Raw genomic sequence first — 13,279 nt, forward strand, 5'->3', positions numbered from 1 at the left:
GCTGCTGCCACACGGGGTTCGGGCTGTGCGCCGGGGTCAGCCGTTGATGTAATAGATGCACAGTGACAAGGTCACCAGCGAGCCCAGCGTGGAGATCAGGATCGTGCTCGAAACCACCGACGCCTCGCGTTTGTAGTACTCGGCGAGCATGAACGGCCCGGTACCGGTAGGCAGCGCACTGAGCAGCAGTGCCGAATTGGCCCACAGCGGTGGCAGATGAAACACATGAAAGGCCAGAAACCAGGTCAGCAGCGGATGGCCGATCAGCTTGACCAGCACCAGCAGACGGGTGCCCTGGCGAGGGCCCTGTTGTTTGTGGGCCAGAAACAACCCCAGGGAAATCAGCGCGCACGGTGTAGTGGCCGCACCCAGCAGATGAAGAAACTTATCCAGCGCGCCCGGCAGCGGCATGCCGGTCCAGGCCCAGCAGGCGCCGAGGATGGGCGACACCACCAATGGGTTCTTCGCCAGCGCCAGCAGCACCTTGAGCACGATGCGATGAACCTGCGCCTCGCTCTGCAGGCCGATTTCGATGCACACCAGGGCGATGCCGAACAACACGCAGACCACCAGCAGGGAGGCGATCAGCGCAGGCTCAAGACCGTTCTGCCCCAAAACCATGACGCACAGCGGAATGCCGATGTAGCCGGTGTTGGCGTATGAAGCGCTCAAGGCGTCGATGCTGGCGTCGGCAAAGTGCCCGGCTTTATTGCGTCGCAGCAGCAGGGTGACAACGAACATCACCAGCGTGGAAAGGGTGAACACCAGAACGAAGCCGGGATGCCATATCTGCTCCCAGGTCGCGGTGGCCGTGGCGGTGAACAACAGCGCAGGCAAACACAGCCAGACCACCATCCGGTTGATTTCGGAGGCGGCGGTCGGGCCCAGGCGGTTGGTTCGACGACACAGATAACCGACCAGGATCAGGGCGAAGATCGGCAATAGCACATTAAGAACGGAAGACATCGGACTTGGACCCTGACACTGCGAAACAAGCGGCAAAGATTAAAGTCAGAAATCGTTAGCGTCCAACCTTTCTCGCCCATGAGGCCGCGGTTCGATCATTGCCAGGCCGCGACGCAGAGCGTTCGGGACGAGTAACAGATATCAGGGGGAAGGGCGCCTGAGAGAGCTTCAGGCGCTGGAGGGTTTACCTCGGGCTCATTTCTTGACCGGTGTGATGTCGAGAATCTTGCCGCTGTCCATCTGCACCAGCACATATTTGTCGCTGATCTGCACCCATTGGGTGTTTTCGTGCGGCGCTTTGAGGCCCTTCTGTTGCCAGTCCTTGATGCCGACGCGCTCCTGTTTGTACAGGTCATGGGCGGTGTCGCCGACTTTCAGTTTTTCGTTGGTGTTTTCAGCCTGAACGGTTTTGCTCGACGCAGGCTGGGCGGCTTGCGCCATCAGGCTGGTGCCGGCCAGGCAGCTCATGGCCACGGCACAGGCGATCAGGGTTTTCAGGTTCATGGGCGATTCCTTGTTTTGTCCTTTGGTCAGCTCGCGTACAACGAGCCGTTCGCTGTCTGTAGGGCAGCGTTATTTTTTGACCGGGGTGATGTCGGTGATCTGGCCATTGGTGGTCTGGACCTGGACGTATTTGTCATTGATCCGTACCCACTGGCTCTGGTCGGCAGGCGCGTGCAGGCCCTTGGCTTTCCAGTTCTTGATCGCAGCGCCAGGGCGCTGGAATTTTTCCGGCGCACGATCGCCTTTTTCAAGGTCGCGCATGTTGTCTTTGGATGGCTGAACGGTCTGAGCGGGTGCGTCTTCGGCCTGTACCGAGAAGCTGACTACAGAAACGCAACCCAGGATCGCGAGACCGGCGATGAGCGATTTGCTGTTCATACGAAGCTCCTTATCCAGTGCGTAATGCGCTGTCACTAGCTCCGACCCTGTTACGTGCAAATCATTCAGTGCGTTTATAGCCAGGTTTTGCTGGCACACGATCCGTCGCAGTGAGCTTGCTCGCGATTTAAAGGTATCGGTCAGCATCGCGCGGGCATGGGATAAAGCCATCGCGAGCAAGCTCGCTCCTGCAGGGTTTTATGTCGCCAGTGCCTGGGCAATGCTTGCCGCCAGCAGCGTAGTGGAACGCCCGATAAGCTTGCTCAACTGCTGGCCTTGATCGAACAACGCACCCTTGGCCGCTGCTGCATCGGAGTTGGCCAACAGCTGTGCGAGGAACTCCGGCAGCCCGGCCTGCAACAGCGCTGCCTTGAAATCTGCCTCGGGCAGGTCGCTGTAGACCACGTGCTTGCCGCTCTGTCGGGTCACCTGGGCGGCAAATTCGCTGAGGGTGTACGCGCTGTCACCGGCCAGCTCATACACCTTGCCTGCCTGATCGTCGTTGGCGGTCAGAACCGCTACCGCTGCCGCGGCGTAATCCGTGCGCGCGGCCGAACTGATCCGCCCCTCACCGGCACAGCCAAAATGCGCGCCATGGGCCAGAGCACCGGGAATCGCCGCCGTGTAGTTCTCGTGGTACCAGCCATTGCGCAAGATCACCGCCGGCACCCCGCAGGCTGCGAGCGCGATTTCGGTCTGGCGATGCTCCTCGGCAAGACCCAGCAGCGAGGTGTCGGCGTGCAGCACGCTGGTGTAGGCCAGCAGCCCGGCGCCTGCGCGTTTGGCGGCGGCCATGACGGCCTGATGCTGGCCGACCCGCTGTCCGACCTCGCTGGAGGAAATCAGCAGGATTTTTTCCGCGCCAGCGAAGGCAGCGTCCAGGGTGGCAGGTTGCGAATAATCGGCCTGACGCACCTGCACACCCCTGGCCGCGAGGTCAGCGGCCTTTTCCGGGCTGCGCACGGCGGCAATGATCTGCGCGGCAGGGACCTTTTCCAGCAACTGTTCGATAACCAGACGGCCAAGCTGACCCGATGCACCGGTGATGACAAACATAATGATTTCCTGAGCGAAGATGAATGTGCGATCAGCATAGCTATCATGCTAACCTTTCGTAAGTACGCACAAAAAGGTAAGTGTCATGAATGATAGTGCAGGTCCTTCTGTAGAAAACACCTCATTGCTGGAGCGCATCCGCATGGGCGAACTCCTGGCGCGTGATTGCCCCTCGAGGGAGATCCTCAACCATGTCTGCAGCCGTTGGGGCGTATTAGTGCTGGTGGTGCTGCTCGATGGCGTGCACCGCTTCAGCGAATTACGCCGCAAGATCGGCGGGGTCAGCGAAAAAATGCTCTCGCAAACCCTGCAGAGCCTGGAGCAGGACGGCTTTGTAGATCGCAAGGCCTTGCCCGTGGTGCCGCCCCATGTCGAATACAACCTCACGCCACTGGGCGAAGAGGTGGCCTTGCGCGTCGACGGCCTGACCACCTGGATCGAGCAGAATCTGCCGCGAATCATGCAGGCGCGCCAGGCGCGGACAAAAACCGTCAGCCCCTCATGATTTCGCGGCAGCCTCGATGGCGACCCAGCGACCCAGCGACCCAGCGACCCATCGACCCAGCGACCCAGCGACCCAGCGACCCAGCGACCTTGCCACCGTCGGCCGTAGGAGCGGGCTAGCCCCGCGAGCGGCGACGCAGTCGTCGTCAATGCGTTGGACGCGGTGCATCAGGCTGATCCCGTGGCCGGGTTTTACGACGGGTTCCCCGCCGCTCGCGGTGCAAGCCCGCTGCTACAGGGGGAGACGTTCTGCAGGCCATAAAAAATGCCTGACCCCATCACTGAGGCCAGGCATTTTTTTTCATCGAGCGGCGTTTATTTGGGTGACAACGCCTCACGCACATCTTTGACGCTGGCGCTGGACACCGCGGGGGCTGCGTTGCCCCAGGTGTTGCGCACATAGGTCAGCACGTCGGCGACGTTCTCGTCCGACAGGTTCCAGCCGAACGCCGGCATGGCTGGCGCGGTCGGCGCCGCATCGGTGGCACCTGCACGGCTACCGGACAGCACCACACGGATCAGCGACGACGGATCGTTACTGTTGATCAGCGGAGCCATGGCCAGTTTCGGGAACAGCTTGGCCACGCCTTCACCGTTCGGCGTGTGGCAGGCCGAACAACGGTCAGCATAGATCGCCTTGCCTGCCACCATCGCGGCATCGCTGGCGGCTACCGGTTTGGCGGCTTCGGCAGGCTTGGCGCCATCCTTGAGGTAGACCGCCACGGCCATCAGGTCCTGATCGTTCCAGTGCTGCGAGGAGTGCTCGACTTCTTCGGCCATGGGACCTGAAGCGATGTCGAAACGGTTGGCGCCGGTCTTGAGGTACTGGACGATGTCCGCCTCGTTCCAGGCGCCCAGACCGTCATGCCCGGTCGAGGTGATGTTCGGCGCGACCCAGTTCTGCAGGTTGGTGCCGGTGAGGAACTGATCGTTCTTGTCGCCGCCAATCAGGTTCTTCGGCGTGTGACAGGTCCCACAGTGCCCCAGTCCTTCGACCAGATAGGCACCCCGGTTCCACTGCTCGGACTTCTGCGGATCGGCCTTGAACTCGCCCTCTTTGAAGTTGATCAGGTTCCAGCCGATCAGGCTGGTGCGCACATTGAACGGGAAGGGCAACTGGTTGGTCTCGACCTTGGTGTCCACCGGGTCAACGGTTTTCAGGTAGGCCCAGATCGCCTGATTGTCTTCACGGGTGACCTTGGTGTACGCGGTGAACGGCATGGCGCCGTACAAGCGTTTTCCATCCAGGCCATGCCCTTTGGACATGGCGTTCTGGAAGTCCTCGAAGCTCCAACGACCGATGCCGTTGACCGGATCAGGGGTGATGTTGGCGCCCGCCAGTTTGCCGAAGGGCGTGTCGAGAATCACACCGCCGGAGAACAGCGGCTTGCCGGGGATCGTGTGGCACGCCGTGCAGTCGCCCAGCGTGCTGAGATAACGGCCTTTTTCCACAAGGTTGTAGGAATCGGCGCCGGTCGCGGCGTGAGCCAGGCTGACGGACAGTCCGATGACGCCTGCACACACAGTCAGAAGAGTCTTCATACGCTGATCATCTCCCCTGGACGCTTGAGGTAGCGGGTGCGGATGGCATCCGCCGCTTTGAACGCCAGCGCCGCCACGGTGCCGGTCGGGTTGTAGCCAGGGTTCTGCGGGAAGGCCGAGGAGCCGACCACGAACAGGTTCGGCACGCCCCAGACTTGCAGGTATTTGTTGACCGAGCTGTTCTTCGGATCGGCGCCCATGATGAAGCCACCGACGATGTGCGAGGACTGATACGGCGCGCTGTTCCAGGGCCCGGTCTGGGCGCTTGGGACCATCTCGCGCGGATTCATGCTCCTGGCGATTTCAGCGACCTTGCCGGTGACGTACGCGGCCATCTTGCGATCGTTCTCCGGGAAGTCGAAAGTGATACGCAGCAGCGGACGGCCCAGCGGATCCTTGTAGGTCGGATCCAGCGACAGGTAGTTGGTGCGGGTTGCGTAACTGCTCGCCTCACAGCCGATGGACATGGTGCTGGCGTAGTTCTTGACCGTGGCTTTCTTCCAGTCCGAGCCCCAGGCCGGTGTACCCGGCGGGGTCGGGCGCGAGTCGATGGGTGCGGCACCAATGGGTGTGACCCGGGTGCTGCCGCCGCCAACGAAGCCCAGACCTGAGTGGTCGAAGTTGTCGTTGTTGAACTCGTCGATGCCCATGCCGATGGCGCCACCGCCAATGAACGGGTTGAAGTTCTTGTCATCGAAGAACATGCGCACGCTGTTGGCCGTCTGGTAAGCGTAGTTACGCCCGGTGGTGCCGGTGTTGGTGACCGGGTCGTACGGCTGGCCGACGCCGGACAGCAGCATCAGGCGCACGTTTTCAAAGATGAACGCGCTGACCACCACCAGTTCGGCCGGTTGTTCCCACTCTTCACCGTTGGCGTCCATGTAGACGATGCCGGTGGCGCGTTTGCCGCTGGCATCCATGGTCACGCGCAGGACTTCGCAGTTGGTCATGGCGGTGAAATTCGGCTTGCGGATCAGCACCGGCAGCACGGTGGTGATGGCACTGGCCTTGGAGTAGTTGGCGCAGCCGTAATTGGTGCAGAAGCCGCAATAGGTGCACGGACCCATGGCCACGCCCAGCGAGTTGACGTAAGGCTGGGAGACCAGTGCCGAGGGTACCGGGAACGGCTTGTAGCCCAAGTTCTTCGCGGCTTCGGCGAACAGCACCGGCGCGTAGGTCTGTTTGGTCGGCGGGTTGGGGTATTCCTCGGAACGCGCACCTTCGAAGGTGTTGCCGCCTTCCTGGATCACGCCCTTGATGTTGCCGGCCTTGCCCGAGACGCCTGCCAGACGGTCGAACTTGGTGTAGAACGGCTCCATTTCCTCCCAGTCGGTGCCCCAGTCCTGCAGGGTCAGCTCTGGCGACAGCTCTTTACCGTAACGCTCGGTCAGGTAGCTCTTGAGGCGGAACTCGTGGGGCTGGAAACGAAAAGTGATCCCGGCCCAGTGATTGCCTGCGCCGCCGGTACCGTTGCCGGGGTGGAACGAACCCCAGCTGCGCATGGGCAGCGCTGTCTCGGTGACGCTGTTGCGGATCGTGGTGGTGTTTTGCCGGGTCCGGAGCATCAGGTCCTGACGGCGGTTGTAACGCAGCTCGTCAGCGGCCGAGGCCAGGTTGAAGTCCGCCGCCGTGTCGCGCCATGGGCCACGTTCGAAGCCGATGATGTTCAGGCCTTCGTCGGCCAGCTCATTGGCGATGATGGATCCGGCCCAGCCGAGCCCGACGACCACGACGTCCGTGGAAGGTAGTTTTTTGGCCATGTCGAATTAACCCTTCTTGTTCCAGGCGGAGCTGCCGATGATGGAGAGCGGCACGAGGTCGAGCTTCTGGTTATGCAGGCCGATGTATTCGCGATAGTCGTAGCGGGCACCGGGGAAACCGATCATCTTCCACGACACCATGTCGCGGTTGCCGCCATAGACCGGGTCGGCGAAGAAGCCTTCCATGGTATTGCCCAGCACCTGCTGGAAGAACAGCTTGCCGTCGATGCCGTCCAGCGCGATGTCACCCTTTTCCACACCCAGCAGAACCTTGTCCTGCTGATCGGCGGCCAAGGCGTTGAAGCTCTTCTGGAACTGCTTCTGGCAGTAGGCTTCAAGCCCGGCCAGGCCCAGACGGTAGCGTTGACGCGGGACCAGTTCGGACTGGTCGCCCTGCATCGGCGTGCCTTTGTCGAAAGGGCCTTGCATGTACAGGCGGCTGAACGTGCCGTATTCGCCGGCCAGCTGACGGTCGATGAACACCGCGCAACCGGCGTCCTTGCCGCTGACGCTCAAGTCATCAGCCGGAATCAGGCGCGCAACGATGGCCTCCACGGCGCTGGCTTCGGCGGCGGTGAAGAACTGCCAGCCCGGGGTGTCGTAGTGCATCGGACCGTTGTGGTCAAAGGGCACCCATTGTGGAACACCCACGACGGTGGCGGCCTTGGCCGTTGCGGCAGCACCCACGGCCAGCGACGCGGCTGAGGTTTTCAGCAACTGGCGGCGGGTAAAGCCTTTGGATTTTTCTGTCATTCAGGGCTCCTTGCGAACGCGCCGACCCGGGCCATGGCGAAGATGGTCCGTGCCGGGACTGCGTGTGCGTGTGCGTGTGTTTCACGGTTTTTGCTCGACGCAATCTGGCCAAGCGGGCGTTTCTGCGGCGGGGTGTGACATTGGGTCTCTGGCAAGCCAGCGGGCCAAAGGCGCACGCTAGGCGGGGAGCTACCATTACCGCTCGTCATCTTTTCCAAGCCAATGGCAATCATAGATGTGTTACCGACTGTTGCATCGTGCGGATTCGGTAAATGACTGTTACGCAAACGGTAATAGTCGATCATTGTCACGTTCTTGCTCTTCTGACGCAGCAATCACCGCACAGTCATGACAGATGCTCGAGAAGCCCGTTGCAGGTGCATCGGCGCCACATGCTGACGCGGCACAGGAAAGCGGTGCAGATCCGAACTGTTTTCCCGCAACTCTAGTGCGTGGAGGATCGGCGCGGGATTAAGTTCAACGGCGTAATAAAAGTTTGGGATCGGCGTGCGCCGGCGCCGGGCTCTACGCGTGCCGCTCACCGCGCAGCGCTTGGTCGTGCGTGCAGAACATGACAGGATTTTCATGAAGAACGGCCGATGAAAGCGGGCGCTTCTTGGTATGGTGCACGCCATTTGCGTCCAGACCCTCTTCAGCGGACGCTGTGTGTACCGTTCACATCTTCACCGAGTAGCTGTAGAAATGCCTGATCCCATACCGTTAAAGGACCATGAGAAGGAAACCCGGCTGGTCAACAAACGCTTGATCGCCTGTGCCTTGTTCGTGGCCATCCTCAGTGTTGCACTGGTCTGTCGGATGTATTTCCTGCAGGTCACCGAGTTCGCCTATCACTCGACGATTTCCGAAAACAACCGCGTTCACGTGCTGCCGATTCCGCCAGAGCGCGGCATGATCTATGACCGCAATGGCGTGGTCCTGGCCGACAACCGCCCCAGTTTCAACCTGACCATGACCCGTGAGCGGGCCGGTGACTGGCATGCGGTGATCGACGAACTGATGCAGATTCTCAGCCTGCCGGACGAGGATCGCATCATCTTCGACAAGGCCATGAAGAACTCCCCGCACCGTTTCGTGCCGGTGACGCTGCTGTATGAGCTGACCGAGGAGCAGATTGCAGTATTGGCGGTCAATCAGTTCCGTCTGCCGGGGCTGGATGTCGAGGCGCAGTTTGTCCGCCATTACCCGCTGGGCGCGCATTTTGCCCATTCGATCGGCTATGTGGGACGGATCAACGAGAAAGAAGCCACCCAGCTCGATCAGGTCGAGTATCGCGGCACGCAGTCGATCGGCAAGACCGGTATCGAACGCTTCTACGAAAACGAACTGCACGGCCACGTCGGTTACGAAGAGGTCGAGACCAATGCCCAGGGCCGGGTATTGCGGGTGCTCAAGCACACCGATCCGGTGGCGGGCAAGAGCATTACCCTGAGCCTGGACATCAAGTTGCAGGAAGCGGCCGAAGAAGCGCTGGGCGATCGTCGCGGCTCGGTGGTGGCGATCGATCCGGCCACCGGCGAAGTGCTGGCGATGGTCAGCAAACCCAGCTTCGACCCGAACCTGTTCGTCACCGGTATCAGTTTCAAGGAGTACTCGGCGCTGCGCGACTCGGTCGACCGGCCGCTGTTCAACCGGGTGTTGCGCGGATTGTACGCGCCAGGTTCGACGATCAAGCCTGAAGTGGCGATTGCAGGACTGGACAGCGGCATCATCACACCCTCGACGCGGGTGTTCGATCCGGGCTATTTCCAGTTGCCGGACTTCGATCACAAGTACCGTAACTGGAACCACAGCGGTGACGGCTGGGTCGACCTGAACGCGGCGATCATGCGTTCCAATGACACCTATTTCTATGATCTGGCACACAAGCTGGGTATCGACCGCATGCACGACTACCTGACCATGTTCGGCATCGGCCAGAAGGTTTCGCTGGACATGTTCGAAGAGTCCCCAGGGCTGATGCCGTCCAAGGAGTGGAAGCGCATCACCCGCCGTCAGGCCTGGTTCCCGGGCGAGACGGTGATTCTCGGCATCGGCCAGGGCTACATGCAGGTCACACCGTTGCAGCTGGCCCAGGCCACGACCCTGATCGCCAACAAGGGCGTGTGGAATCGCCCGCACCTGGCCAAGGCCATTGGCGGCGTGGCGCCGGTGGACGAACATCCGATGCCCAATATCGTGCTGCGTGATTCGCGCGAGTGGGACCAGGTCAACAACGGTATGCAGGCGGTGATGCACGACCCACGCGGCATCGCCCGCGCTGCGGCGCAGGGCGCCCAGTACCGGATCGCCGGCAAAAGCGGTACCGCACAGGTGGTGGCGATCAAGCAGGGCGAGCGCTACAACCGCGACAAGACGCTGGAGCGTCACCGGGACAACGCCTTGTTCGTCGGTTTTGCCCCAGCGGCCAACCCGAAAATCGTGGTCTCGGTGATGATCGAGAACGGCGAGGCAGGGGGTCGCGTGGCAGGCCCGGTGGTTCGGCAGATCCTCGATGCCTGGCTGCTGGACCAGGACGGCCATTTGAAGCAGCAATACGCCACGCCAGCGGCAACCCCGGTCAACCCCAAGGTACAGATCGCAGCGCCCAGCAAGGCGGTAGCCCAGCCGCCGGTGTAATTGCCTCGCTCGGGTTTTGATGCTGGCCAAAGGCCCGTGGGCAGAAGCCGAACTTCATGTGCCGCGCCAGCGTGATGATCAGTGCCTGTCAGTGGACATTGGGCAGTGCGATCAAGCGCACATCCCGACAAGCACTGAACTGTGACCGGTGCTACAGGTCGATTTGAAACGACGCGCGATGCCTGTAGGGGGGTCGCGCGGACCACTCGACTCGACAAGGAACCTGCCCCATGTCCAGCAAAACCGTTGCCGACTATCTGGCGCAAACCCTCGCCGCAGCAGGCGTCTCGAAAATCTGGGGCGTCAGTGGCGACAGCCTGAACGGTCTGACCGACAGCCTTGAGCGCCTGGGCAAGATCAAGTGGATGCACACCCGACACGAAGAAGTCGCCGCCTTTGCTGCCGGCGCCGAGGCGGCGTCCACCGGCAAGCTTGCGGTGTGCGCCGGCAGTTGCGGCCCGGGCAATCTGCATTTGATCAACGGCCTTTACGACTGTCATCGCAGCCGGGTGCCGGTGCTGGCCATCGCCGCGCAGATTCCGTCCTCCGAGATCGGCCTGAATTATTTCCAGGAAACCCACCCCACCGACCTGTTCAAGGAATGCAGCCACTTCGTCGAGTTCGTCAGCAACGCCGAGCAGTTTCCTCGGGTGCTGGAGCGGGCCATGCGCGCCGCCATCAGTCAGCGCGGCGTGGCGGTGATCGTAATTCCCGGGGACGTGGCCTTGAGCCCGGCGCCGGAGGCCAAACCTGAATGGATCGATCACGCACCGGCACGGGTTATCCCGGCCGAAGCAGACCTGCAACGCCTGGTCGACCTGCTGGACAAGTCAAAAGCGGTGACCATTCTGGCCGGGGCAGGGTGCGCAGAGGCCCATGATCAGGTCGTGGCCCTGGCCGAAAAGCTCTCGGCGCCGGTGGTCCATGCCCTGCGAGGCAAGCAGTACATCGAATACGCCAATCCCTTCGACGTCGGCATGACCGGCCTGATCGGCTTCAGCTCCGGCTACCACGCGATGATGGCGTGCGACACGCTGCTGATTCTGGGCAGCAGTTTCCCCTATCGCAATTTCTATCCGGACAAGGCCAGGATCATTCAGATCGACATCGACCCTGCCGCGCTGGGACGGCGCGTGCCATTGACCCTCGGTCTGCCCGGTGGCATTGCCGAAACCATCGCCGCCGTGTTGCCCAGGCTCAAGGCGCACACCGATCGCAAGTTCCTCGACAAGGCTCTGGATCACTACGCCAAGGCCCGCGAAGAGCTGGACGAACTGGCCACGCCATCGGCCCCTGGCGAGCCGATTCACCCGCAGTACCTGACACGCATGGTCGATGCCTATGCCGATGCAGATGCGATTTTCAGTGTCGATGTCGGCACCCCGACCCTGTGGGCGGCACGCTACCTGACCATGAACGGCCAGCGTTCCTTGCTGGGCTCGTTCAACCACGGTTCCATGGCCAATGCCATGCCTCAGGCGCTGGGCGCCAAGGGGGCGTTCCCCGAGCGCCAGGTGGTCGCGCTGTGTGGCGATGGCGGGCTGTCGATGCTGATGGGCGATCTGCTGAGCATTCGCCAACTGAACCTGCCGATCAAACTGGTGGTGTTCAACAACAGTTCGCTGGGTTTTGTTGCCATGGAGATGCAGGCCAGCGGCTATGTGCCCCACGACACCGACCTGCACACCACCAACTTCGCCAACATCGCCATCGGCGCAGGGATTCTCGGGATTCGCGTGGAGGACTCCGCCGACCTGCCCAATGCCTTGAAAAAAGCCTTTGAACACCCCGGCCCGGTGCTGGTGGATGTCGTCACCGCCAAGCAGGAGCTCGGCCTGCCGCCGAAGATCAAGCTGGCCCAGGCCAAGGGGTTCAGTCTGTTCATGTTGAAAGCGGTGATGAACGGCAAGGCCGATCAGGTGCTGGAGCTGGCCAAGACCAACCTTCGCTGATCATTGGCAATCAGCGCTTCTGTAGGAGTGAGCTTGCTCGATTGCGTACGGTCAGGTGGCATTCATGTCACTGGCACAGCGCATCGCGAGCACGCTCGCTCCTACACGCTGACTGTTCGCAAATCCTGATGTTTTTTGCCCACAAAAAGCGCATTTCCCGCCCCCGCCGCACCACCCTGAATCAATAAAATCCGCGCCTGAAATCTTCTGAAAAAATCCATTGTGCCCGCTTAAAAACCGATGTTATGTTGGTAACATCTTGTTGAGAAATGACCGGTTGATAACATTTGCCATCGGTTATGCCGGTCGATCTGCGGTGGAATTCAATGGAAAAAACATCTTTCCTCGATACGTTGGAACAGCGGTTCAGCGACCTGACCCCAACGGGCAAGCGTATCGCCGGCTACCTGCTGGCCAACCCGCAGAAGCTGCCGTTCGAGACCGCCGACAGCATCGCGCAGCAGACCGGCACCACCGGCATTTCGGTCGGGCGCTTCCTGCGCTCGCTGGGCTACCGCAATCTCGATGACGTCAAGCAGAGCCTGCGCGGCGATGGCGCAAGCCCCTGGGTGATCACCGACCGCCTGGGCGCCTTCCGTGAACAGAGCCTGCATGGCGATGCGCTGGAGCAGTCGATGAACCGCGAGCTGCAAGCCATCCAGCGGGTCTACGCGCTGGCCCGCAGCGAGACCTTCGCGCGCATTGTCGACCGGTTGTGCAACGCCGATGCGGTGTTCATTGTCGGCATCCAGACCACACGCGGCATTCTCAACGCCTTCTTCACTCACCTTGAGTACATCCGGCCCAAGGTCTACTACGTCGACGGTCTGTCCGGCACCTATGCCGAGTCGCTGAATTCGCAGTTCGAAAACCCCTACGCAGTGATCGCTGACTTCCGAACCTATTCGGCCGTGGCCCGGACCTTCTGCGAGGTCGCCCACCAGCAACGGCTGGCACTGGCCTTCATCACCGATTTTCACTGCCCCTGGGCACGGGATTACCCCACCGACCTGCTGCAACTGAGCTCCGATGTCGGCCAGTTCTGGGACTCGCTGGCGCCGCTGACCTGCCTGTTCAACCTGATGGTATCGGCGGTGGCCGAGAAATACGGCGAACGCCTGGATCAACGCCTGGCGAAAAACCGTGAGCTGCAACAATTGTTCGGCCAGTTCGAATAGAGCGACTGGAATAAACCTGCGCGTGATGAGCGTGTGTCACCTGATCTGG

Annotated in this window: 11 protein-coding genes; 4 read left to right on the forward strand and 7 right to left on the reverse strand. The window is 61.3% G+C overall.

All coding sequences use genetic code 11. The features are described from left to right. Positions 1 to 36: 36 nt before the first annotated feature. From ACI2KS_RS14855 to ACI2KS_RS14870, 4 genes are all read right to left on the reverse strand, one after another. Positions 37 to 966 carry an AEC family transporter gene (locus ACI2KS_RS14855; protein WP_404621421.1) on the reverse strand — a complete coding sequence of 310 codons (930 nt, stop codon included), beginning with the start codon at positions 964 to 966 and terminating at the stop codon, positions 37 to 39. 195 nt (positions 967 to 1,161) lie between these two features. Beyond that, on the reverse strand, positions 1,162 to 1,470 hold the full coding sequence (locus ACI2KS_RS14860; protein ID WP_404621423.1) for an RcnB family protein: 309 nt from the start codon (positions 1,468 to 1,470) through the stop codon (positions 1,162 to 1,164). Between the two features lie 69 nt (positions 1,471 to 1,539). Continuing rightward, positions 1,540 to 1,848, reverse strand: a complete 309-nt coding sequence (locus ACI2KS_RS14865; protein ID WP_404621425.1) for an RcnB family protein — start codon at positions 1,846 to 1,848, stop codon at positions 1,540 to 1,542. A 198-nt stretch (positions 1,849 to 2,046) separates the two neighbouring features. Further along, on the reverse strand, positions 2,047 to 2,904 hold the full coding sequence (locus tag ACI2KS_RS14870) for an SDR family oxidoreductase (RefSeq protein ID WP_404621427.1): 858 nt from the start codon (positions 2,902 to 2,904) through the stop codon (positions 2,047 to 2,049). 85 nt (positions 2,905 to 2,989) lie between these two features. Here ACI2KS_RS14870 and ACI2KS_RS14875 point away from each other — a divergent pair, with 85 nt between their 5' ends. Continuing rightward, positions 2,990 to 3,409, forward strand: coding sequence for a winged helix-turn-helix transcriptional regulator (locus ACI2KS_RS14875; RefSeq protein ID WP_404621429.1), 420 nt, complete (start codon positions 2,990 to 2,992; stop codon positions 3,407 to 3,409). A 314-nt stretch (positions 3,410 to 3,723) separates the two neighbouring features. Here the strand turns inward: ACI2KS_RS14875 and ACI2KS_RS14880 are convergent, their stop codons facing one another. From ACI2KS_RS14880 to ACI2KS_RS14890, 3 genes are read right to left on the reverse strand one after another with little or no spacing between them, the layout of a single operon-like run. Beyond that, positions 3,724 to 4,950, reverse strand: coding sequence for a c-type cytochrome (locus tag ACI2KS_RS14880; RefSeq protein ID WP_404621431.1), 1,227 nt, complete (start codon positions 4,948 to 4,950; stop codon positions 3,724 to 3,726). Next, on the reverse strand, positions 4,947 to 6,710 hold the full coding sequence (locus tag ACI2KS_RS14885) for a GMC family oxidoreductase (protein ID WP_404621433.1): 1,764 nt from the start codon (positions 6,708 to 6,710) through the stop codon (positions 4,947 to 4,949). The genes ACI2KS_RS14880 and ACI2KS_RS14885 overlap by 4 nt, the downstream gene beginning before the upstream one ends. Before the next feature lie 6 nt (positions 6,711 to 6,716). Then, positions 6,717 to 7,463 carry a gluconate 2-dehydrogenase subunit 3 family protein gene (locus tag ACI2KS_RS14890; RefSeq protein WP_404621435.1) on the reverse strand — a complete coding sequence of 249 codons (747 nt, stop codon included), beginning with the start codon at positions 7,461 to 7,463 and terminating at the stop codon, positions 6,717 to 6,719. 702 nt (positions 7,464 to 8,165) lie between these two features. On the opposite strand from ACI2KS_RS14890, the gene mrdA reads away from it, so the two are divergent. The 3 genes from mrdA (at position 8,166) to ACI2KS_RS14905 (ending at position 13,230) form a co-directional block, all read left to right on the forward strand. After that, a complete protein-coding gene (gene mrdA / locus ACI2KS_RS14895) occupies positions 8,166 to 10,100 on the forward strand; it encodes a penicillin-binding protein 2 (protein WP_404621437.1) in 1,935 nt (644 codons plus the stop codon). Positions 10,101 to 10,330: 230 nt separating this feature from the next. Beyond that, the gene (gene poxB, locus ACI2KS_RS14900; RefSeq protein ID WP_404621439.1) at positions 10,331 to 12,052 is read left to right on the forward strand and encodes a ubiquinone-dependent pyruvate dehydrogenase; all 1,722 of its coding nucleotides are present in this window, start codon (positions 10,331 to 10,333) and stop codon (positions 12,050 to 12,052) included. Positions 12,053 to 12,378: 326 nt separating this feature from the next. Further along, positions 12,379 to 13,230, forward strand: coding sequence for a MurR/RpiR family transcriptional regulator (locus ACI2KS_RS14905; protein ID WP_404621441.1), 852 nt, complete (start codon positions 12,379 to 12,381; stop codon positions 13,228 to 13,230). Positions 13,231 to 13,279 lie beyond the last annotated feature (49 nt).

This window comes from Pseudomonas sp. NPDC087358, assembly GCF_044900785.1.
In the GTDB taxonomy this organism is placed as follows: Bacteria; Pseudomonadota; Gammaproteobacteria; order Pseudomonadales; family Pseudomonadaceae; genus Aquipseudomonas.

Bases quoted from the DNA above. Each gene is read 5' to 3' on its own strand.
- ACI2KS_RS14890 (WP_404621435.1), bottom strand. From the start codon at position 7,463: ATGACAGAAAAATCCAAAGGCTTTACCCGCCGCCAGTTGCTGAAAACC.
- ACI2KS_RS14905 (WP_404621441.1), top strand. From the start codon at position 12,379: ATGGAAAAAACATCTTTCCTCGATACGTTGGAACAGCGGTTCAGCGAC.
- mrdA (WP_404621437.1), top strand. From the start codon at position 8,166: ATGCCTGATCCCATACCGTTAAAGGACCATGAGAAGGAAACCCGGCTG.
- ACI2KS_RS14855 (WP_404621421.1), bottom strand. From the start codon at position 966: ATGTCTTCCGTTCTTAATGTGCTATTGCCGATCTTCGCCCTGATCCTG.
- ACI2KS_RS14875 (WP_404621429.1), top strand. From the start codon at position 2,990: ATGAATGATAGTGCAGGTCCTTCTGTAGAAAACACCTCATTGCTGGAG.
- ACI2KS_RS14860 (WP_404621423.1), bottom strand. From the start codon at position 1,470: ATGAACCTGAAAACCCTGATCGCCTGTGCCGTGGCCATGAGCTGCCTG.
- ACI2KS_RS14885 (WP_404621433.1), bottom strand. From the start codon at position 6,710: ATGGCCAAAAAACTACCTTCCACGGACGTCGTGGTCGTCGGGCTCGGC.
- ACI2KS_RS14870 (WP_404621427.1), bottom strand. From the start codon at position 2,904: ATGTTTGTCATCACCGGTGCATCGGGTCAGCTTGGCCGTCTGGTTATC.
- poxB (WP_404621439.1), top strand. From the start codon at position 10,331: ATGTCCAGCAAAACCGTTGCCGACTATCTGGCGCAAACCCTCGCCGCA.
- ACI2KS_RS14865 (WP_404621425.1), bottom strand. From the start codon at position 1,848: ATGAACAGCAAATCGCTCATCGCCGGTCTCGCGATCCTGGGTTGCGTT.
- ACI2KS_RS14880 (WP_404621431.1), bottom strand. From the start codon at position 4,950: ATGAAGACTCTTCTGACTGTGTGTGCAGGCGTCATCGGACTGTCCGTC.